The following is a 22,145-nucleotide window of genomic DNA, read 5'->3' on the forward strand; positions in this document are numbered from 1 at the left end:
AAGTTATTGATAAGTTTGAATGGAAATAAACTATAAGAATATAAAGAAGGCATAGATTATGAAAAAGAAAATATTATTCTGGATTTTAGGTATCATTGGTGTTCTTGTTGTTGCTGGCGGAGTATATGCTTATACTATCTATTCTAATGTATCTAGCACATTAGATATGGTACATAAACCATTAGATCGTGATAAGTCTGAAAAACGTGATCAAAAAGTGGATGTTGCAGATCAAAAGCCTATTTCTATTTTATTAATGGGAACAGATCAAAGGGAAAGTGAAACATCTAGGTCGGATTCATTAATGTTATTCACATTAAATCCACAAAAAAAATCAATGAAGATTACCAGTATTCCTCGTGATACTTATACGGAAATCATTGGTAAAGGAAAAAAAGATAAAATTAATCATGCCTATGCTTTTGGTGGTATTGATATGGCTGTAAAAACAGTAGAGAATTTTCTTAATGTACCAGTCGATCATTACATTGAAGTAAATATGGCTGGATTTAAAGATATTGTAGATGCTGTTGGAGGTGTTGATGTAAATAATGATTTGGACTTTACATCAAGGGAGACTCACTTTGCTAAAGGAAATATCCATTTAGATGGTGAAGCAGCATTAAAGTATACTCGTATGCGTTACGAAGATCCACGCGGTGACTTCGGCCGTCAAATGCGTCAACGTCAAGTTATTCAAGCGGTAATTAAAAAAGGTGCAAGTGTATCGTCTCTAGCAAGCTATGGTGACGTACTAAAAGCAATTGAGAAAAACGTAAAAACAAGTTTAACTCAAGATCAAATGTTTGATATTCAAAAGAACTATAAAGATTGCATGCAAAACAGTGAAGAAATTCAAATCCCAGGTGACGGCCATAAAGCCGCTGATGGTATTTGGTACTACTATGTTCCAGATGCAGCAAAGCAAGATTTAACGAACAAGTTAAAAGCACATCTTGAATTAACGAAGTAATGTTTATCGAACCCAACCCCTTTGGAAGGAGTTGGGTTTATTTTTGCATAAATTTATATTAGTATTATATATTGTGAGATTAATAGATGAGGTGAATCGATGAATAAGAAAGCAGTAGTTGTCCTATTTATTTTTGTATTGTTTATTGCTTCGGTTGTGAGCGGTAAACTATATTGGAATAAGAAGATTGCGAATGCAACAGGACAAACGAGTGAAGTAACGAAAACAAAGGCTGAAGTGAAAGATAGCGGAGCGAAGAAGGAAGAGAAAAAAGAAGAGAAAAAACAAGATGCAAAGTCATCTTTTAATGAAGCATACGCGAAGAACTTACCTGATGCAGTGAAAGAGAAGTTAAAGAAAGCTGCTCAGGATAAGAAGGCAGTAAATCTTGTTATTGTTGGTGATGAAGCTTCTTCATCTGAAAAAGATGCTTGGGTAGCTAAGTTCACTGCTAATTTAGAGGCTTCTTACGGTAAAGGTTTATGGAATGTGACGGTAAAGGAATATAAGGGTGAAAGTACAGAGGAATTAATCGCGAATAAACGCGATAAAGAGATTGCGAAAGACAATCCAGATGTGATTTTGTTTGAGCCACCATTTATTACTGATAACGGAAAAAATGGTAATGGAAATTCTGTTGCGAATACACAGAAGTTTGTTCAGGCACTTTCTACTAGCGCAAAAGGCGCTACAATTATGATTCAACCATCAAACCCAGTGTATGGTGCGAAGAATTATCCGAAAGCGATTGAAGCATTAAAACAATTTGCGACGCAAAATGGTTATACATATGTTGATCATTGGGGAGCATGGCCTGATGCAACAACGAAAGCAATTTTACCGTACTTACAAGAGGAGTTCGGTTTCCCAAGTGCTAAAGGGCATGAAGTTTGGGCACAATATGTAACGGATTATTTTGTAGCTAAGTAATGATATATAAAAGGTATACGAGCAATCGTATACCTTTTATAATAAGAAAGTGAGTAAGTAAGAAATCCTAATATATGTAGGAGGAAGACAATGAATTCAATTCTAATCTGTGGCGGAGCGGGCTATATCGGTTCTCACGCTGTTAAAAAATTAGTAGACGAAGGTTTATCTGTAGTTGTAGTAGATAACTTACAAACTGGTCATGAAGATGCGATTACGAAAGGTGCGAAGTTTTATAATGGTGACCTTCGTGATAAGGAATTTTTAAGAGATGTTTTTAAACAAGAAAATATCGAGGCGGTTATGCATTTTGCAGCTGATTCTTTAGTTGGAGTTAGTATGGAGAAGCCTCTTCAATATTATAATAACAATGTGTATGGTGCACTTTGCCTGCTAGAAGTAATGGATGAGTTTAAAGTAGATAAGTTTATTTTCTCTTCTACTGCGGCGACTTATGGTGAGGTAGATGTAGACCTTATTACTGAGGAAACGAAGACAAATCCGACGAATACATACGGAGAGACGAAGTTAGCAATCGAAAAGATGCTTCATTGGTATAGCCAAGCCTCTAATTTACGCTATAAGATTTTCAGATACTTTAATGTGGCTGGTGCAACTCCAAGTGGTATTATTGGGGAAGATCACCGTCCAGAGACACATTTAATCCCTCTTGTTTTACAAGTGGCGTTAGGTCAGCGTGAGAAGATTATGATGTTCGGTGATGATTATAATACACCAGATGGTACTTGTATCCGTGATTATATTCATGTTGAAGATTTAGTGGCGGCTCATTTCTTAGGACTTAAAGACCTACAAAATGGTGGGGAAAGTGATTTCTACAACTTAGGAAATGGTAATGGCTTTAGTGTAAAAGAAATTGTTGATGCAGTTCGTGAAGTTACGAATCATGAGATTCCAGCTGAGATGGCACCACGCCGTGCGGGAGATCCAGCACGCTTAGTAGCGTCTTCTCAAAAGGCGAAAGAGAAGTTAGGATGGAATCCTGAGTATGTAAATGTGAAGACAATTATCGAGCACGCGTGGGATTGGCATCAGAAGAAACCTAATGGGTATGAGAAATAAGTTTAATAAATGAGAGAGGGTATCGTCGACAAAATATGTTCGACAATACCCTCTCTTTTTTTGTTTTATTTTTGCTATACTAAACTGTACTATAATACAGGATGGAAGGAGGAGAATGATGAAAATACTTGTAGTAGATGATGAATCGAGTATTCGTAATTTGATTCGGATGCAGTTAGAGATGGAAGGGTATGAAGTATTGACGGCGGCTGATGGAAGAGAAGCTTTAGAGAGATGGAATGAGCAGCCGGATGTACTTATTTTAGATGTGATGCTTCCTGATACGGATGGGTATGAGTTGTTACGTTTATTCAGGGAGAAGGAGCGTGATATTCCGGTGCTTATGCTGACAGCGAAGAGTCAGATGAATGATAAGTTACTTGGTCTTCAGCTTGGAGCTGATGATTATGTGACGAAGCCTTTTAATTATGCGGAGCTCATTCTTCGGGTGAAGAATATGGCGCGGCGCGTGAAGAAGAAGGAGGTTCCTTTAAATCATGAGGTGATTGGGGCTGGTGATTTACTTATTTGTCCAAAGGAACGAAAGCTTCATGTGAGTGGACAGGAGATTCAGTTAACGTACCGAGAATTTAATTTATGTCAGTTGTTTGTTTCGAATCCGCAGCGTGTATTCATGAGAGATGAGCTATTAGAGAAGGTATGGGGGTTTGAGTATATCGGAAATACGAGAGCGGTTGATATTATGGTGCAAAGGCTTCGAAAGAAACTCGGCGCGAGCGGGGAGTATATTAAGACAATTTATGGTGTGGGATATAAGCTTGATTGCTAAAAGGTGATGATATGTCTTTAAAACGAAATATGGTGTTTGGAATAGTTGGGTTGTTGATTCCAATTCTTGTTCTTTTGTATGCGGTTGTTTATATTGCACTGGAGAAGAATGTGTATCATAATGCGGCAGATTCCTTAGAAAAGTTAAGTGTGGAAGCGCAAATCTATACGATGAATTATTTAGAGAAGGAAGCAGAAGTTGAGACGCTAGGGCCTAATTCGCTTTTAATTGCTTCGTATTTAGCAAAGCGAATGGATGTCCGAGTGCAGATGATTGGGAAGAATGGAGATGTTGTTGCAGATACACAAAAAGGAGCGTTACTTCATCGGAATATTGACATTGAGAGTTCTTTGAAGGGAAAGAAATCTTATGTTTTCGAGGAGGGAGACCCAGCTCCAATTCTTTTGTTTTCAAGTCCGGTTTATTATGGAAACGATGTCATTGGAAGTATTCGTTTTATAAATGAGTTAACGGATGAGAAGGAAGTTTTAACAAATGTAAGTTGGACGTTTTTAATGACGTCGCTTTGTTTAGTAGCTGCTGGTATTTTCTTTGCGATTCGTTTGGCGAAGTCTCTTCATAAACCAATTGATCAGTTAAGGCAAATGGCATATCGGCTTGCGAATGGAGATTATGAAAGTAAGATTGAGCTGAATGAGTATGTGGAAATTGCGCAGCTTTCAGCGTCCTTTAATGCGATGGCTAATGGGATTGAACTGCATATTAAGCAGCTGAAGGAAGAGAAAGAGAAACAGAAAGATTTCTTGGACCGCATTACGCATGAGCTGAAAACACCGCTTACGGCAATTATCGGTTATGTGGATTTAATTCCGAAGTTACAGTCGAAGGAGGATGTGCAGGAGAGCCTCCGTTATGTGTCTGTAGAAAGTGAGCGTCTATTATCACTTGTAGAGGAATTACTTAAGTCTTCAAAGTACGGGAAGAGTACGTTTGAAGTATCACCTACAGTCGTGAATATTAAAGAATTGGCAGAAGAAGCGGTTTCGATTGTGAAACTCAGGTTGCAGCAGTTTGAAATTGAAGTTATGAATGAGTTAACAGAAGTACACGTCGTTGCGGATTTTGATAAGACGAAGCAAATTTTCTTGAATGTGCTTGATAATGCGATTAAATATAGTGATGCTACGCAAGTTCGTATGAATGTAATTATAAATGAGCAGGAAGCGAAAGTTTTTGTTCATGATGATGGTATTGGTATGGATGAAGGTGTGCTTGCAGAATGGAATGAGTCTCCGGAAGGTAAGGTGCTTCCTTCAAGTTACGGGAATGGCTATGGCTTATACATTTGTCAGGAGATTATGAAGAAGCAAGGCGGAAGTATGCGAATTGAGAGTAGTGAAGAGATGGGGACTACAATATGCATTACATTTTTACTTCCGAGACGGATGGAAGACATAAAAAACTTGAAAGCGGTTAAATGATACATTTATGAAACAATTATGCGGTATTTTCGAAACAACGTTTTTTTATCTTGGAGGTAGGCAGAAATGAAAAGGCTATCATTTCAAATTCTTATGTTTGTCTTTTGTATGATCGTTTCTCTTATTTTGTTTTATGTTATTGAGAAGCAAATATATAATCGAATCACAATTGTGGATGACAAACAAGCCGTTTTACAAAGAGTGAATGAATCCCTTCCTACTGAAGTGAAAGTAAGGCATGAGAAGTGGGGAGAAATTGTTGTAACGGATGAAGTTCGTTTGCATACGATTGTTTCATTCTTTGACCGAATTCGAATAGAACCGAGAGAAGCGAGGAATCAAGAACAAGTATTTACTGGAGAAGTAACGTACTTGAATGGACATAAACGTACTTTTGCAGTAGGTGACTTGTTCCAGTACGAGGCTAATGTATACGGAAAGAATGGCACGGATCCGATGATCTCAGCATTTCAAACGTATTTGTTAAGTCTGTATTATACACCAGAGCGCATTAGTAATTTCTTTGCGGAGGCAAAGGAAGTTGTAGTGAGGCAAGGGGATGTAATACGTACTATAGATCTTACGCAAATATTTGATTCTATTCGATACGCAAAGCAAATTACAGATTACGGAGAAATTCAGAAATTATTACAATCACAGAATGAGCCGATTGCTTATATTACTGCCTATAAAACAGGCAAACGTGTAAAGAATGAGCGGGAGGATATTCTAACTATTTCTGTGTATCCATCGTACTTTGTTGTGCAATATCTCGGTGATAATAACGGGAATGTCATGTATATGAAGGGCTCCCTAGCAGAATTCCTTGTAAAGGAGAGTGTGTCATGAGAAAGATAGCCTTTTTCTTCTTTTTGCTAGTAATCGGAGGAGCGATGTCTAGTTGCTCTCGAGATACAACCTCTATTAAATATAATAAAAGTGGTCTCCCTATTTTGGATGATCGTCATCTCGTTGCGTATGTAGCGGCCCGCGAGGAAGTTGGTGAAGCTTTGCTTTCGTCATTTTGTAAACAACGCGGGTGTACATATGAATTTATTCGTCTATCGACAGAAGAACTTCTTCGGAGAGTAGAAGAGGAAGCTGGAAATCCGAAGGCGGATATTATTATTGGCGGTACAGTAGATGCGCATCAAATGATGAAGCAAAAGAACCTTTCTATTCCTGTTACGACCCAGCATGCGAATCGTATTTCAAAGACTGTTAAAGATAAAGATGGTTATTGGTACGGTTATGAAGTGGAGAAACTGGCAATTGCGATTAATAAAGAGCGGTGGAATGAAGAAATAGCGCCGCTCGGTCTTCCCTATCCATCAAGGTGGCAAGATTTATTAGATCCGGTATATACGGGTAAGATTGCAATGCCTGATCCAAATGTTTCCGGCACAGCATATACTTTGTTTCAAGCACTTATTGATACTTTAGGTGAAGAAGAAGCGAAAGAGTATGTTAAGAATCTTGCAAGGCAAGTTGGTGAAGTAACGGTGAATGGTTATATGCCCGCAGAACTGGTTGCGAGCGGTGAATATATGATAGGCATCAATTTTGCGGGAGATCAGAGAATGCTTCAGAAACAAGGCTTTCCTATTGTAAGTAATGAACCTGAGCAAACAGGCTTATCTGTTAATGCGATTTCGAAACTGAAGCGTGCACCGAGTGGTTTTATAGCGGACTTATTTATTGATTATTGTTTATCAGAAGAAGCGGGGCACATTTTAGAAAAAGTTTCGTTTGGCGTACCAACGATGTTTGCGAAGAATCAGAAAGAGATAGAAGGTCAGCCGGTTAGAAGGACGAACAAAAATATATCAAATAGTGGAATAATCGAGATATGGAATAGACAGCGTCTCTCTCAGCAGTGAGAAAAGGAGACGAAAGAATATGTTTAAATGGCTTAAGCCAGCACCTGCAATTGAGAGATTACCAGCGGATATGATCGCTAAAGTATATACATTACTGCGTATTCGTGTACTAATTGGAATTTCAGTTGGATATGCTGCTTATTATTTAGTGCGCAGTAACTTTACGTTATCAAGTACGTATTTAGTACAAGAATATGGTTTTAGTACAGCTCAAATTGGATTACTAGGTTCAGTAATGGCAATTGTTTATGGATTTAGTAAGTTCTTTATGGGGAATTTATCAGATAAAGCTTTCGCCCAGCGCTTTATCGCAGTCGGATTATTTTTATCAGGGCTTGTAAATATTTGCTTCGGGTTTGCAAATTCATTTGGGATGATTGTTACATTACTTGTCCTGAACGGTATTGTACAAGGTATGGGAGCACCACCTTGTAGTATTGTTATGACGAAATGGTTCTCGAAGAAAGAACGTGGTACGAAAACAGGTATTTGGAATATTTCACATAACGTTGGCGGAATGCTAGTGCCGCCCCTTGTCGGAATTGGTGTAGGTATTTTCGGTGAAAACCATTGGCAAGGCGGCGTATTTATTTTCCCAGCAATTATCGCAATGGTAATTTCAGTTCTTGTTTGGATTAATGCGAAGGATACACCAGAATCTGAAGGTCTTCCTCCAATTGATGAGTATCGTAATGACTATGAAAATCTTGAAAAAGCAGATAATGCTAACAAGATGTCACCAAAAGAAATTTTAATGAAATATGTAGTGAAAAATAAGTTCGTTTGGTATTTATGTATTGCGAATGCATTTGTCTACTTAATTCGTTTCGGTGTTATTAACTGGGTTCCGCTTTATTTAACGACAGTTAAAGGTTTTTCAAAAACAGAAGCGCATGCTGCATACGCGATTTTTGAAGGTATGGCAATTCCAAGTTCATTAATCGTTGGTCTTTTAAGTGATAAGTTATTTAAAGGAAAACGTATGCCGTTATGTATTATGAGTATGGCCGGAGTTGTTATTGGTACGGTTGTATATTGGCAAGCATCTAGCGTACTTGTTGTAAGTATTGCAGTTTCTATTATCGGTTGTTTAATTTACGTACCACAGTTTTTAATCGGTTTAAGTGCGATGGAATTAGTACCGAAATTTGCAGTAGGTACAACAGTTGGTATGTGTGGTCTGTTCGGTTATGTAGGTGGAAGTCTTGTAGCAAACGCAGCAATTGGTGTTATTGTTGATCGTTCTGGCTGGGATGGCTGCTTCATCTTACTATTAGCAGGCGGTATTTTATCAACAGTATTCTTATTTATCGTTCAACGTGGACATGAGAGAAAAGGTCCTAAAGTGGCGTAATAGTTTATTCAGAAAAGCGATCCAATCATTATTTTGGATCGCTTTTTTTATATAAGGAAACCTTTCCTTAAAACTATCTTAAAAGATAGAATGTCATATTTCTAATCATTGGTATTTTTGTTACAATATAAATGATTGTGTAAAACTTTGTAAAATGAGTGTAACAATGTAAGTGGGGTTATAAATTTCAGAAAGTTTTATACAATTGAATATCTATTAAACTATTAAGATATAAAAGGAGAGAGAATATGTTACCTAATACGGTTCGTACTCCAAACAAGAAGAAGAAATGGATTATTATCGGAGTTATTGCACTAATTGTTATTGTAGCAGCAGTTAATATTTTTGTTATGCAAGGTAAGAAGAAAGGTACGGCTAATACAGATGCTGTAAGTTTTGAGAAAGTGACAGAGCGAAAGCTTAATAATACGAAGTTAATTTCTGGTCAAGTGAAGCCAGGAAATATTGAAAGTTTCTATGCGGATCCGACTAAAGGAAAAGTGAAAGATATTGCAGTGAAAGAAGGACAAGAGGTAGAAAAAGGAACGAAACTATTCTCTTATGATAATGAAGAAATTAATCTTCAAATGAAGCAAGCTGATCTTGATCAGAAGATGGCTGATATGCGTTACGATCAAGGGAAAAAGAAGATTGATTCATTGAAGAAAGAAATTAAGAAGGTAAAAGATAGTGGGGCTGGGAAAGAAGTAACAGACCCGATGGAAGAGCAAGTAAGTGAGTTAGAAATGGCACAAAAGACAACTGACCTTGAGAAAGAAAAAGGGAAGTTACAAAAAGAAGAGTTAAGTAAAAAACAGAAAGAACTTACGATTTATAGTAATTTTACTGGTGTTGTACAGAAGTTAGATAAGGATGCAGCGCAAAGTTCATCTCAGGCATTAGGTGGTCAAGGGAAAGCATTTTTACAAGTTGCTTCTAAAGACCCGTTCCAGGTTCAAGGGACTTTAACAGAGCTTCAAAAGTCACAAATTCAAAAAGATCAAACGTTCACTGTAACTGCGAAAGCAAATAATAAGAAGAAGTGGACAGGTAAGATTACGGAAGTAAGTGAATTCCCAACGAGTGCAGAGATGGCTCAAGCTGCTGGTGAGGGAACTCAAAATATGTCTCAATATACATATAAAGCAAGTCTTGATAGCCAAGATGGTTTATCTCCAGGTTATCACGTTTCTCTGCAAGTAAATTTAGAGAATAAGACGATGATTGCTGTTCCAAGTAAGAGCATTGTAGAAAAAGGCGAAGATGCATTTGTTTATATCGAAGACAAAGGAAAACTTCGTAAGCAAAATGTGAAAAAAGGCGCGAATGATGGAGATTGGACAGAGGTTGTTGAAGGCGTAACAGTGGGGCAAAAGGTGGTTAAAAATCCTTCCGACAACGTGTATGACGGAATGGAAGTGAAAGAGAAATGATTACGTTAAATAATATTGCTAAAACATATTATCAAGGAAAATTGGCAGTGCCGATTTTACATGGTATTAGTTTAACAATTCAAAGCGGTGAGTTCGTTTCTATTATGGGACCGTCTGGTTCTGGTAAATCAACGCTTATGAATATTATCGGTTGTTTAGATCGTCCAACAGAAGGTGAATATATGTTGAATGATGTGAATATCTTAACAGCAGACGAGTCAAAACTAGCTTTAATTCGTAATGAATATATCGGCTTTGTGTTCCAGCACTTTAATTTGCTGCCGCGTCTTTCCGCAGTGGAAAACGTTGAACTTCCGCTCATCTATGGTGGGGTGAAGAAAGCAGAGCGTCGTCAAAGAGCCCTTGAAGCGCTTGGAAAAGTTGGATTATCAGATAGAGTCCATCATTTACCTAGTGAGTTATCAGGTGGACAGAAGCAACGTGTAGCGATTGCGAGATCGATTGCAAATAATCCAACGTTTATTATGGCCGATGAGCCGACAGGTGCACTTGATACGAAGTCTGGTGCACAAGTTATGGATATTTTCACGAAGCTAAATGCAGAAGGTACGACGATTGTTATGGTTACGCATGAAGAAGAGGTAGCAGCGTATTCTTCCCGCCGCATTGTACTGCGAGATGGGAAAGTTACAGAAGATAGAAGGTGTGCAGTATGAGTTTACTAGATAGTATGAAAATTGCCTTATCGTCTATTTTAGCTCATAAACTACGCTCAGCTTTGACGATGCTAGGGATTATTATCGGTGTAGGCTCTATTATTACCGTCGTTGCGATTGGGCAAGGCGGGGAAGCTGCACTGAAATCCCAATTTGTTGGATCAGGTAATCAAACGGTACCGATTCATTATAGTGCCGATATGAATGATCCTTTTGGTATGGCGATGGTAGAAGCACCGAAGATAACTGAAGAAGATATTTTTGAAATTAAAAAAATTCCAGATATCGCACATGTTGTAACAACAAATTCAAGTATGGAACCAATTGATATTGAAGATAAAATAGAAATGGTGAATATTACTGGATTAGACAGTGAGTATTTTTCAGTAAATAAAGTAAAGTTGTTAAAGGGACGTTCTTTACAAGAATCAGATGTGGATCAAGGTAATAATGTTGTCATGATTAGTAAACAAATGGAAGATAAGGTATTTAAGGATGCCAATCCAGTCGGTAAAATTATTGAAATGAAGGGGCAACCGATGCAAATTATCGGTGTCTACAAATCAGATAACGAGTTTATGGGAATGGGACCGTCAGAAGCACTAGTTCCGATTTCATTATGGCCGACACTGTATGGAAAAGATGAAATTCAAAATATTTCTGTTCAAGCGAAAAATGTAGATAATTTAGAAAAAGCAGGTAAAAAAGCTGCTGATGTCTTAAACAGTCGTAAACCGACTGATGCAACTGGTAAATACGAAGTTATGAATTTAAAAGAACTTCAAGAAGGTATTTCAAAGATGACCGGTATTATGACAATGATTATTGGTGGTATCGCTGGTATTTCATTAGTCGTTGGTGGTATTGGTGTTATGAACATTATGCTCGTATCTGTAACGGAGCGTACGCGTGAAATTGGAGTACGTAAAGCACTTGGAGCGACGCGTAGTAAAATTTTATTACAGTTTTTAATTGAAGCAGTTATGTTAACGCTTCTAGGTGGTTTAATCGGAATTGGTCTTGGGTATGGCGGGGCATATATCGTTTCCACATTTGCGAAGTGGCCACCGCTCGTTTCATGGGAAGTTGTCGTTGGGGGCGTATTGTTCTCTATGACACTAGGTATTATCTTCGGATTAATTCCAGCGAACAAAGCTGCGAAATTAGATCCAATTGAAGCACTTCGTTATGAGTAAATTGTTAGTGTAGTAGAGAAGGGGTTCTCTACTACACATTACCGTTCTAGTGGGCGGTTCGTAGCCTCAAAATGAGGATGTGAACCGCCCGTTAGAACGGGTTATATAAATAGAAGGAGGCGTTATAATGGAAGCGAATTTGAATACGCAAAAGGTTGAAGGAGAGAAGCCGTCATTGTTTGGAATGATTACTTCTCCTGGCTTACAGTTTGAGAGAATGAAGACGAGTAATGCGGTATGGGGTGCATTTTGGATACTTGTTTTATTAGGTGGACTTGTTGCAGGCCTTGCTGCTTATGTGTACTCCCTAACCCCTGAGGCGATTAAGATGAATAAGGATTTGGGTGTTAGCGTTACACCTATAATGTCGTTTGGTACGGGTGCAGTATTTGGTGCTATTGGTATGGCGATTAGTTTCTTTATTAGTGCAGCAGTGTATAAAATATTTATGATGTTAATGAGCAATGATACTTCTTATAAGAAATTATTAACAATCAGTGTGTACTCAAGCATTATTTCATTACTTGGTTTATTAATAAACACAGTTTTAGCACTTGTTTTAGGCGGGTCAGGACAAGAAATGTATACTGGTTTAGGACCGATTTTCGCTTCAAGTGGTGGTGTTGCAAAAGGTATTGCAAATAATATTGAAGTGTTCACAATTTGGGGATTTGTTATTACATGGTTAGGTCTTCAAATTACGGCTGGTTTAAGTAAAAAGAAAGCAACAATTCTTATGGTTGTCTTCTTTATCTTAACTATTGGATTTGGTGCGGTAAAAGGTATGTTCCAATAATAAAATAAAAAAGGTGACTCTTCCTAGAGTCACCTTTTTTATTTTTACTCCTATTTCAAATACCTCAAATAGAATTTCAAATACGGCCTAGTGTAATTTCAAATTACGGCAGCAGTATTTGAAATTACCCACAATGAAATTTCTTTTCTCATTTTATATTGTAGAGGTACCGCGGAATACTGAAGAGGTATACCTTTTAGAAACGGGCACTGTGTGAAGCCAGCGACTTTTGCAGATACGGTTGTTTTGTATGAAGGTATGATTGTAAATCAAATAAAGAGGTTAAATATTTACCAGGATTATGAAGAGTATTATCAATGTGGTTTAATTGGTCTTTGGCATGCTTATGAAAGGTATGAGGAGGAGAAAGGTAGTTTCCCTGCTTATGCTGTCGTAACAGTACGTGGTTATATATTGGAGAGGTTGAAGAAAGAATGCGTAGTGCAAGAGCGCTATGTATGCACGGACGAGTATGAGGAACGATTTGAGTGTGAAGATGCTGGAACGAGGGCGAAGGATTTTATGAGTGTGTTAGATGAGAGGGAGAAGCATATTATTTCAGAGCGATTTTTTACAGGGAAAAATATGGGAGAGATAGCTTCTGAAATGGGGATGACGTACTATCAAGTGAGATGGGTATATCGACAAGCACTTGAGAAAATGAGAGATAGTGTAAGGGGATAAGAATAATAAGTAGAATGGAAGGCAAAGGAAATATTGCGTTCCATTCTATTTACTTTAAGGCAGTAAATGTGGCAAGAGGTTTTTTGAGTGTAATGAATCTTGCATGTTCATTCGGGATAATACATGTCCAGATTTGAAAAATTGTTGCTGTAACTTATGAGAACCTATTTGTATTGTTATGGTAGCTCCGTTAAAAAAATGAATGTTAGCTTTGTTAGTTTTTTTGGAAAACTCTATCTCATCTATATGGTTATAGAACAACCAAATGCAGCTTGGAGAAGAAGGAGATTCTGTTGGGAAAACGCAAATATATTCTTTGTGATTAATCGGAATTGGAACATTTTGTTTGAGCTTAAAGTTTATTTGGACTGCATGACGTCTACCTTGATAAGTAGAATGAACATGTGTTAGACAAGATTTCTTTATAAGTTGGATAGCTGTTTGGCAAGAGTACAGAGGGTTTCCGCTACTGTCGATAATTTTTGTCCGGTAATAAGGGTGTTTGCAAGGTTCGAGCATCATTGTAGAACTAGAAATAAAAATATCATTTTCATTATTCATGATTCTAAAATCCTCCCTTATAAGAATTGTTATTCTGAATATAATTATATACGAATTATGTAAAATTATTATTAATCTTCTGTTGTGTATTGTAAATTTTTACTGTTCGTTTACAATCAATAGATGATAGTCTTTCTAATTTGCATCGCTTGTACATATATATGAAAATAGAAAAGAGTAGGCGGTGATATAGCATGAAGAAAAAGTATATTATTATGGCTCTAGCTGTTGTTCTCTTGGTTTATTTAGCAAACAGTAATCCGGGTAAGGGAGAATATACGGATTGGGCAGCAAAACAATTTATGAAGCGTAATGATGTGAGTAAGAAGCTAGAAGAGGTTGAGAAAGAAAACAAAGAGGGTATACTTGGCGACTTAGCATCGGCGGGAAAGAAATTAGCAAATAAGTATGTTGAACCACAAGTTGGATTATTAATTGAGCATTATACAAAGCGAAATGATTATATTTTCTTCTCAACATATACGACAGAGTTTGATTTAGGCGGAGAGAATTATAAGTATGTTTGTGTTGGTTTTTCAAACATCTTTATTCCAATTGAAATGCCGAAGAAAAAAGACGAATCTGCAAAATAATGCAGATTCGTCTTTTTGATTTACGGAGTGATTTGAACTTCAGATACGTTTTTTTCTATGAGGCGAGCCCCTTTTTTACGAGTATTTTCACTAATTGATGAAAATACAGATGAAGAAAGAATGGTATCCATTACTTGATTTACGACTAGTTCATTTACTGGTGTGATGGGATTTTCGATAGAAAAGGCAACTGTTTTTCCATCTTCTTTCACGAAAATTAACTCTAGTACTTGCATGCTTTATTCCCTCCTTTTTAATTATAGATTAGAAAGATCTGACGTGCTTACAAGTTGTACAGCGTGAAGTGATGATTGTTGTAGTGAAGCAAGAGCACGTGCTACTTCATGTACTTTTCCTAAATCTGCATTTGTTTTCACACGTTTGAATTGTTTGTTCTTAAAAACTGTTTTACCGTTTTTGTCTAATCCTCCGTTTAATACAAGGCGTAAAGTTAAATCCATTACGATTGTTTCAACTGCCATGTTTATCACCCCCTTTCACTTTATAAATAGGGTGTAAATGTCATGTTTTGGCGTGAAATTTTTTCTTTTTTTTGGTACTCTTAAAAGACTAAGAGAGGGGTTTTCGGAAGAATGAATCGTAAATGGTTATTTTGGATTCCTGTATTACTATGGATGGGGATTATTTTCTATTCTTCAGCACAGCCATATAAAAAACAGGATATGCGCTCGGATATTGAGCAATATGTAAATGCTGAGTTTGTGAAAGAGCATTTTTCATGGGTATCTATCGATTATGGGGGAGGTACACCTGTTAGTATCGCAAATAAAGGTGTAGGTGGATTTGTTGAGTTTTTCCTTCGTAAAGGTGCTCATTTTATGGTGTTCTTTATGCTCGGTTCATTGACGTATTATGCTTTTCATCGATCGGGTTATTCGAGAAAAAGGTGCTTTGCATACGCCCTCCTTTTCGTTGCGGGGTATGCAACATTTGATGAAATTCATCAATGGTTTACGGGAGACCGTACACCGATGTGGCAAGATTCATTGCTTGATACGTGCGGCGGGTTAACAGGAATTATAATAAGCAATTGGTTTTGGCATAGAAAAAGGAGCTAATCTCAGTTAGAGATTTGCTCCTTTTTCATTTATCCCGCTATTTGTGGGAATAGAAACATCCATCTTATCCCGCATTAACTGCCCGTAAAAGCCTTCACTTTATACGCCAAGTAATTCTTTTAGTTCGTCGGTTGATAGTTCGGTCATCCAACTATCGCTTGTAATGACGGCGTTGTTTAATGATTGTTTTCGTTCTAACATTTCATCAATCTTCTCTTCAAGTGTTCCCGTTGTAATAAGCTTATGAACGTGAACGAAGCGTTTTTGACCGATGCGATAAGCACGGTCTGTTGCTTGGTTTTCTACAGCTGGATTCCACCAACGGTCATAGTGAATGACATGGTTGGCGGCAGTTAAGTTTAATCCTGTTCCGCCGGCCTTTAACGATAAGATGAAGATGTCATACGTTCCGTTTTGGAACTGCTCAATCATCTTGTCACGCTCTTTCTTCGGTACGCTCCCGTTTAAGAAGAGGACGCGCTGACCGAATGTTTCTTCTAACATACTTTTTAGCATGTTCCCCATGCCAATGTACTGAGTGAAGATTAAGCAACTTTCATTTTGGTCTTTTATATTTTCGATGAGCTCCATTACCGTTTTTGTTTTCATAGAGCGCTCGACGATATTTTGTGGTTCTTCTTCTTTCAAATAAAGGGCTGGGTGATTACAAATTTGTTTTAGCTTGTTCAGCATAAGTAATATAAATCCGCGTCTTTCAATTCCGCTTAATCCTTCTACATTTTGTAATGTATCTTGAACAAGTTGTTCATATAAGGAAGCTTGTTCGCCAGTTAGTGGACAATAAGCTTTCTGTTCTTGTTTATCTGGTAAGTTTAATGCGACCGTTTGATCTTTCTTCGTACGACGCAGTAAAAACGGCGAGATAAACCGCTGAACTTGCTGGATTTTTCCTTCATCGCGGTCCTTTTCAATCGGTGTGACGAAGCGGCGCTGGAATTGTCCTAAGCTTCCGAGATACCCATGATTGATAAAGTCGAAAATAGACCAAAGCTCAGCAAGTCGGTTTTCCATCGGTGTACCGGTTAAAGCAATTTTGTGATTTGCTTGTAGGTTTCTTACTGCTTTCGACTGTTTCGTATGTGGGTTTTTTATATTTTGCGCTTCGTCTAAAATAACAGCATCCCAGCATAACGTACTAAGTTCTTCTTCATCAAGCTGAGCTAATGCATAAGAAGTTAATATAACATCTGCTGATTGAAGAAAATCTTTAAATGACCCATCCTTAGATCGGTTACTTCCATAGTGTAATTGAACACGTAAGCTTGGTGCGAAACGCTCAAATTCTTTTTGCCAATTTCCAAGGACTGATGTTGGTGCCACAATTAATGCAGGACCTGTTTGGAGATTGTTTTCTTTAGCGTATAGTAAGTAAGTTATCGTTTGAATACTTTTTCCGAGTCCCATATCATCGGCTAATAATGCTCCAAATCCAAGCTTTCGTAAGTATAGCAACCACTCAACACCGTGTTGTTGATACGGGCGGAGTGTTGCTTGTAGCGAAGATGGTACATCTACTTTTGGAATATCTCCAATGTGCAGAAGTTTTTGGAAAAGCTCTTCGTAATATCCATCTAGCTCGATTTCAATATCGGTAAACGGACTATCGTCTTCTACAATTTCTGTTTCTGCCGTATTAGATAAATGTTGCTGCAACACATCTTTCATTTCAAGTCCATATTTATCGGCACGGTGCATTAGTTTTTTTACTTCTTCAATAAAGGCAGGATCAAGTCTCATCCATTGACCATTTAAATTGAAAAGACGTTTGTTTTGTTCAACGAGTTCGAAAAATTCGCTTTCTGATAAATCAATTCCGTCCGTTGAAATGCGCCAGTCGAAATTAACGAGCGTATTCATGCCGAAGAAAGACTGTGTTTGTGCTGTACTTTGCTTCAGCTGTACACGTAACCTCGGTTTTGTTGCTTTTAAATTTTGCCACCATGATGGTAGTAAAATTGTAATACCTGCTGCCAGTAATTCATTACTTGCTTCGGTTAAGAAGTTCCAAGCTTCCGTTTCAAAGAGTTCTTCTCGGAACTTGTCGTCCTCTTTTAGCCACGGTACGAGCTTACTGAATCCTTCTTGTGTTTCAAGGATACGTTCTTCGTAATCGTGCCATCGTTTTGGTAAGGAATCGATACTTTCATATACATATATGCGATGTGCACCACGTTTTGGTGTAACGATTGTTTCAAGCTTCCACATTTCAAGTTCTTCTTGCGGTTCTTGTAGTCTTAAGCCGACTGTAAATGGAAGATCATCTTCAATGTAACCAATTTTTCGAAGCCAATCCTCTTCATGTAGTGCTGCTTCCAATTGCCTTTTCGTAAAGTCGTAATGTTCGTATAGTCTCTTTGCATCTTCCCATCCGTCATTTGAGCGAGCATCTTGCAAAATACTTTCGTTCACAGCGGCAGAGAAAAGAGATGCTAACATGTCATCTTCAATTGAAGTATTCTGAACTTTCCAAGATGGCTGCTGAGACCAATGCTTCATGTCAGGTGCGAAGCTGCCGCTGACGAAAGCGTCCCATAATTCACTTGCGTCTTTTGTAAGTGCCGTAATAGGACCGTTCATTTGCATATTTGCAAATGAATTCATCGGTTTATTTGCGATGTATTCAAATGCCTGTGCATTCGTTAACATAACGCCTTGTTTTCCCTCATACGTTGCTTCTTTTAAAAACGTTCCGTAGAAAGAAGTAGAGTGCCATGCGAATGCATTTTTTTTCCAAGTTGCTACGGATAAGAGCGTACCGCTATCATCTTCTCCCCAAAGGAACCAACCTTGACTAACGTGCTGGAGCCTAATTGTTACTTCAGTTTGTATGATCATCGATTAATTTTCCTCTCCGTAATTCCTCTTGTAGTGCACGCAGACGTGAATGTAAGTTAGCGATATGAATAATGAAAGCATCCCATTCATCAGTTCGCTTCAGTCGTTTATAAAGCATACGTAATTTCTTTAAGTAACGAACGGCACGTTTATATGATTTGCGATTTCGCTCTTCAATTGCTTCCATTGCGGCATGGTGATAAAGAGGAAGTGCTGCTTCGGGCGCTTCTTTTTCAATATCTTTCAATGGTTCTTTCAAAAGTTCGATTACTTCGAATCCATATAAGAGCTGAAGTTCTGTCCATGCATGGTATTGTTTCTTCGCAAGTACATATTGTTCATAATTTGTGAAACTATACGGTAATAGTTCTTGTAAAATCATTTCTAATCCCGCTTGTTCATTCGTATGTGTTGCATATGTCTCATACATCATCACAAATAATCGAACGATATCTTGTATGAAGACGGTGTTTTCTTGTTCCGTTATCGTTTCTTTTACTTGTTTATAAGTAAAGGAAAGCCAATCTTTCCCGCGGTCCCACTCCATCGCACTTAATAACTCTTCTAACCAATAGAAGTAAAGGCTCACAACAGAAGAAGGCTGTTTTTCCAGTAATTCCATTGCCGATACATCTTCACCGTTTAAAAAGAGCAGGTGAGAAGATGCTAATGCTTTGGAAAGTGGATTGATTTTAGTATCGATTCGTTTTTTTTCTTCTTGTAGCTGCTCCTCTGTTCTTAACAGTTCACCCCATACGTGACGATAAATGAAGAATCGCTCTTGTGTATAGGCATCGGTAGAGAAGAATGATTCATGTATGAGCCGCGCTGTTTCTTCTAAAATCGGTTTGGATTCTTCTGGAATCGCCTCTGTTTTTAGGTCCCTAACGGTAGATTCAACTTTATCAACGAATAGGCGAACGACGTTAACTGGTTGGTGATAAGAATATAGTTTGTTTGCTTCAAATTCTTGAATTTCTTCTAATAATTTTTGAAAGCAATAAAGTGCCGCGTGCAACTTAAATAATTCATGAATAGCAACGATGCGCGGAGCTTTCCGTTCTAATTTTGTATAGAAGTCTGTAAAAAGACTCATAAGAAAATACATTTGTTTATAAGTGAGCCGCGCTTGTTCTTTTTTAAATGATTCATATTCATTTTCAAAGTATGTTTGCCAACTTTTATAATCCATTTCTTCAAAAGCTGATGATTGCAATACTTGTCGTGCAGTTCGAATAGGAGGAAGAGAAGGTTTTGTATTATTTTTGAATAAAGTTAATACATCTCCTACTTGCCCAAAACTAGAAGCTGCAGATAGTAACACAGCAAGCATATGCTGACATTGCGTTGGCGCGAAGCAATCGCAATAGCTTTCAGTGACATTACGAATCGGAATGTGAACACTATATACACTGCCTTCAGCATTTACAGTTCCGGATAGCGTATAGCCATCAAAGTCAACGTTATAGACAACACCACTACGATATAGTTGCCGAGCTGTAGCGACATGCTCTTGATCAGCAACTTGCTGTGGATCAAGCCCTTGAACGAACTCATTCGCAATCATCATAATTTCATCTTTCGTAATTGAGTCTTGCAGCATAATATTCCTCCGTACACAGATTTCTTTCCTTTACCATTATAAACAAAAAATGCTCAAAACAGAAAAAATGAAATTCTAATTACACAATTAGAAAATCATGGTAATATATATAATGTTAATTTTGTATATTACTATGTAATTAAAAGGAGAGAATTTGTTTGTCAGATTTACAATCGAAGTTTGGTAATGGCATGAATAAGTTGCAAGAGGGAATTGAGCAAGGCAAGATGAAGTTGCAAGTAGCACAGGAAATGGCGCAATTAAAGAAGATTACACAAGAGAAGTTACAAGAAAAAACTGAAATTTTACTTGAACTTGGTCAAACGGTATATATGCAACTTCGTGATGATGAAGTTCGAATAGATTTGTTGAAAGCTATTGTAGCACCAGTGCAAGAGCTTGATGTTGCTATTTATAACACGCGCAGACAAATTTCTAATTTACAGAGACAAGAACAAAAAGGACAGTGTAGTTGCGGTGGTCCATTATCATTAAATGATAAATTTTGCGGGCAGTGCGGTAAAGAAAATGAGTTACTCCTTCAATCAAAAAATATTGAAAAAGAAGCATGTTCTTCATGTGGTGAACAAATTGCAACGGAAGCTACATTCTGTCCAGCATGTGGTATGAAGCAAAGTAAGGAGTGAGGAACATGTATTGTAAAATTTGCGGTTTAGAACAGCCTGAGGCAGTAAACTATTGTACACATGACGGCTCAAGTACGGATAGTATAGATAGCCATGTTATGTTAGTCCCGCAATCTTCGAAGTATTGCCGAACATGTGGACAGGAAAGTAAAGAATATGCTACATATTGTGAGAAATGCGGTGATTCTTTATTAGGAGTCGCCCAAAAAGAATCGAACATGAAATTACCAAATGCAGGAGCGCAATTACATGTAAATGCATCAGGAAGTATGCTGAAAAAAGGATTATTCGGTGGTGCTTTTGCAATTGTATGTATGTTCATTGCAGGCTTCATTGGCAGTTTAATAATAGATTCTGCTATAAATGATGTAGTGGAGACAGCGGTTAGAAATACGGATGGTATGTTGAATATGAATACCATTAATCAATCATTTATTGGTATAGCACCATTAATTTTAATGTGTCATTTAATAGGTATTGAGATTAGCGGGAGCGGGGCATACACGATGTCATTCCTTCTTCATATGCCATTATTCATCTTGGTAACTATTCCGGCACTTATATTAGGTGGAAGTGGATTTTTTGTTGAAAGAAAAAAACCTTCAATTAGTTGGCGAGAGAAGTTCATGACATCATGTGTAATTGGCATGATATACGGTATTTTCTTATGTATTGTAAGCTTTATGGCAAGTTCTTCTACATCTATTTCTTATTTCTATCAAACGATGACTATTGATGTTGTATATTCTCATGTTGTTAGTTTATTGTTTGGTATTATATTTGGCCTATTATTCAGCTTTATTGGTATGAGTATTGAAGCAGGACCGCATCGTATGCTTTCTTCTACTAGTCAGTTTGTCCCGTATGTAACGTCTATTTATTATAGTATAGTGACTGTTTTGAAAGGACTACTTATTACATTTGGTATTATACTTATTACGATTTTATTTAGTAGTTCAAAATCAATGGGTCCAATTGATTTTCCAGAGAAGGCGTATAAAGTATTACTTTCTTTAGAAGCAACACCTTTCATGTGGAATATGGCCCACCTTTCTCCAACTGAAATTGAGTGGGGAAATATGGAGAGAGAAATGCATAGATATTCAGTCGAAAAAGGGCCACTGCATGTATCGTATATGTCAGGCATATCAATACAGGGTACGTCTTTAAAAGACCTGGAAATCGCTAATGGTGCTAGTGCTGATCGTATAAAAGATATTGATGATTTTAATTCGTATTTACATTGGTGGGGATTATTAATTCTTCTACCATGTATTCTACTAGTTAGGGCTGGAATGAAATTGGCTCAATATCGTATGCGAAATATGTACGTAACTATAGCAGTGTTTAGTGCTGTTTATACAGTGATGATGCTTTGTATAAATGGATTAGCAAAAATTCATATTACAGCTTCAGGAAGTAAGGAAATTATGAAGGAGTTCGCTGGAATTTCTGGACCGATATTATCTATTCAAAGTAACACGCTATATTTAATAGTAGGTAGTTTTCTTATTTCTTACGTATTAACATTCGCGGGTATGAAATTAGTGAAAAAATAAGGGGGAGAA

General features: G+C 37.4%; 22 protein-coding genes. 17 read left to right on the forward strand and 5 right to left on the reverse strand.

Going from position 1 to position 22,145, the window contains the following annotated elements:
• Positions 1-58 precede the first annotated feature (58 nt).
• The 13 genes from tagU (at position 59) to JFU54_RS05705 (ending at position 13,238) form a co-directional block, all read left to right on the forward strand.
• A complete protein-coding gene (tagU, locus tag JFU54_RS05645) occupies positions 59-973 on the forward strand; it encodes a polyisoprenyl-teichoic acid--peptidoglycan teichoic acid transferase TagU (protein WP_201063915.1) in 915 nt (304 codons plus the stop codon).
• Positions 974-1,072: 99 nt separating this feature from the next.
• Complete coding sequence (locus JFU54_RS05650) at positions 1,073-1,903, forward strand: SGNH/GDSL hydrolase family protein (protein WP_201063917.1); 831 nt, start codon at positions 1,073-1,075, stop codon at positions 1,901-1,903.
• Between the two features lie 90 nt (positions 1,904-1,993).
• A complete protein-coding gene (galE, locus tag JFU54_RS05655) occupies positions 1,994-2,986 on the forward strand; it encodes a UDP-glucose 4-epimerase GalE (protein WP_201063919.1) in 993 nt (330 codons plus the stop codon).
• Between the two features lie 118 nt (positions 2,987-3,104).
• Entirely contained in the window at positions 3,105-3,776 is a 672-nt protein-coding gene (locus JFU54_RS05660; RefSeq protein ID WP_002166430.1) for a response regulator transcription factor, read from the forward strand.
• A gap of 11 nt (positions 3,777-3,787) precedes the next feature.
• A complete protein-coding gene (locus JFU54_RS05665) occupies positions 3,788-5,218 on the forward strand; it encodes a HAMP domain-containing sensor histidine kinase (RefSeq protein ID WP_201038742.1) in 1,431 nt (476 codons plus the stop codon).
• Positions 5,219-5,284: 66 nt separating this feature from the next.
• Complete coding sequence (locus JFU54_RS05670; RefSeq protein WP_002089688.1) at positions 5,285-6,067, forward strand: DUF3919 family protein; 783 nt, start codon at positions 5,285-5,287, stop codon at positions 6,065-6,067.
• The gene (locus tag JFU54_RS05675) at positions 6,064-7,098 is read left to right on the forward strand and encodes an ABC transporter substrate-binding protein (RefSeq protein ID WP_033716010.1); all 1,035 of its coding nucleotides are present in this window, start codon (positions 6,064-6,066) and stop codon (positions 7,096-7,098) included. The genes JFU54_RS05670 and JFU54_RS05675 overlap by 4 nt, the downstream gene beginning before the upstream one ends.
• Positions 7,099-7,117: 19 nt before the next feature.
• The gene (gene pgtP / locus JFU54_RS05680; protein ID WP_002016239.1) at positions 7,118-8,452 is read left to right on the forward strand and encodes an MFS transporter; all 1,335 of its coding nucleotides are present in this window, start codon (positions 7,118-7,120) and stop codon (positions 8,450-8,452) included.
• A gap of 248 nt (positions 8,453-8,700) precedes the next feature.
• Entirely contained in the window at positions 8,701-9,885 is a 1,185-nt protein-coding gene (locus JFU54_RS05685) for an efflux RND transporter periplasmic adaptor subunit (protein WP_201063921.1), read from the forward strand.
• On the forward strand, positions 9,882-10,562 hold the full coding sequence (locus JFU54_RS05690; protein ID WP_002130002.1) for an ABC transporter ATP-binding protein: 681 nt from the start codon (positions 9,882-9,884) through the stop codon (positions 10,560-10,562). The genes JFU54_RS05685 and JFU54_RS05690 overlap by 4 nt, the downstream gene beginning before the upstream one ends.
• Complete coding sequence (locus JFU54_RS05695) at positions 10,559-11,758, forward strand: ABC transporter permease (RefSeq protein ID WP_201038746.1); 1,200 nt, start codon at positions 10,559-10,561, stop codon at positions 11,756-11,758. Before JFU54_RS05690 ends, JFU54_RS05695 begins: the two co-directional genes overlap by 4 nt.
• A 127-nt stretch (positions 11,759-11,885) precedes the next feature.
• A complete protein-coding gene (yknW, locus tag JFU54_RS05700) occupies positions 11,886-12,554 on the forward strand; it encodes a YknW family membrane protein (RefSeq protein WP_098635171.1) in 669 nt (222 codons plus the stop codon).
• A gap of 213 nt (positions 12,555-12,767) precedes the next feature.
• A complete protein-coding gene (locus JFU54_RS05705) occupies positions 12,768-13,238 on the forward strand; it encodes a sigma-70 family RNA polymerase sigma factor (RefSeq protein ID WP_002089676.1) in 471 nt (156 codons plus the stop codon).
• A 54-nt stretch (positions 13,239-13,292) separates the two neighbouring features.
• On the opposite strand, the gene JFU54_RS05710 is transcribed toward JFU54_RS05705, so the two are convergent.
• Positions 13,293-13,799, reverse strand: coding sequence for a competence protein ComK (locus JFU54_RS05710; RefSeq protein WP_201038748.1), 507 nt, complete (start codon positions 13,797-13,799; stop codon positions 13,293-13,295).
• Between the two features lie 194 nt (positions 13,800-13,993).
• On the opposite strand from JFU54_RS05710, the gene JFU54_RS05715 reads away from it, so the two are divergent.
• Positions 13,994-14,392 (forward strand): DUF4359 domain-containing protein, encoded by a 399-nt coding sequence (locus JFU54_RS05715; protein ID WP_002034805.1) that lies wholly within the window; start codon positions 13,994-13,996, stop codon positions 14,390-14,392.
• 20 nt (positions 14,393-14,412) lie between these two features.
• Here JFU54_RS05715 and JFU54_RS05720 read toward each other — a convergent pair whose 3' ends face one another.
• Both JFU54_RS05720 and JFU54_RS05725 read right to left on the reverse strand, forming a co-directional pair.
• Positions 14,413-14,628: a DUF2922 domain-containing protein gene (locus JFU54_RS05720; RefSeq protein WP_002034804.1), complete on the reverse strand. Its 216-nt coding sequence runs from the start codon at positions 14,626-14,628 to the stop codon at positions 14,413-14,415.
• A 21-nt stretch (positions 14,629-14,649) separates the two neighbouring features.
• Complete coding sequence (locus JFU54_RS05725) at positions 14,650-14,874, reverse strand: DUF1659 domain-containing protein (RefSeq protein WP_002016256.1); 225 nt, start codon at positions 14,872-14,874, stop codon at positions 14,650-14,652.
• A gap of 111 nt (positions 14,875-14,985) precedes the next feature.
• On the opposite strand from JFU54_RS05725, the gene JFU54_RS05730 reads away from it, so the two are divergent.
• Complete coding sequence (locus tag JFU54_RS05730) at positions 14,986-15,471, forward strand: VanZ family protein (protein WP_001080696.1); 486 nt, start codon at positions 14,986-14,988, stop codon at positions 15,469-15,471.
• Positions 15,472-15,570: 99 nt separating this feature from the next.
• On the opposite strand, the gene JFU54_RS05735 is transcribed toward JFU54_RS05730, so the two are convergent.
• Together JFU54_RS05735 and JFU54_RS05740 are read right to left on the reverse strand one after the other, a co-directional pair.
• Entirely contained in the window at positions 15,571-18,327 is a 2,757-nt protein-coding gene (locus tag JFU54_RS05735; protein ID WP_201063923.1) for a DEAD/DEAH box helicase, read from the reverse strand.
• Positions 18,311-19,930, reverse strand: coding sequence for an SWIM zinc finger family protein (locus JFU54_RS05740; protein ID WP_002129991.1), 1,620 nt, complete (start codon positions 19,928-19,930; stop codon positions 18,311-18,313). The genes JFU54_RS05735 and JFU54_RS05740 overlap by 17 nt, the downstream gene beginning before the upstream one ends.
• A 158-nt stretch (positions 19,931-20,088) precedes the next feature.
• Here JFU54_RS05740 and JFU54_RS05745 point away from each other — a divergent pair, with 158 nt between their 5' ends.
• Both JFU54_RS05745 and JFU54_RS05750 read left to right on the forward strand, forming a co-directional pair.
• Positions 20,089-20,577 carry a zinc ribbon domain-containing protein gene (locus JFU54_RS05745; protein WP_002034798.1) on the forward strand — a complete coding sequence of 163 codons (489 nt, stop codon included), beginning with the start codon at positions 20,089-20,091 and terminating at the stop codon, positions 20,575-20,577.
• Between the two features lie 5 nt (positions 20,578-20,582).
• Entirely contained in the window at positions 20,583-22,136 is a 1,554-nt protein-coding gene (locus JFU54_RS05750; protein ID WP_201063925.1) for a zinc ribbon domain-containing protein, read from the forward strand.
• Positions 22,137-22,145 lie beyond the last annotated feature (9 nt).

The sequence above is a fragment of the Bacillus sp. TH19 genome, from assembly GCF_016651075.1.
Classification (GTDB): Bacteria; Bacillota; Bacilli; order Bacillales; family Bacillaceae_G; genus Bacillus_A; species Bacillus_A mycoides.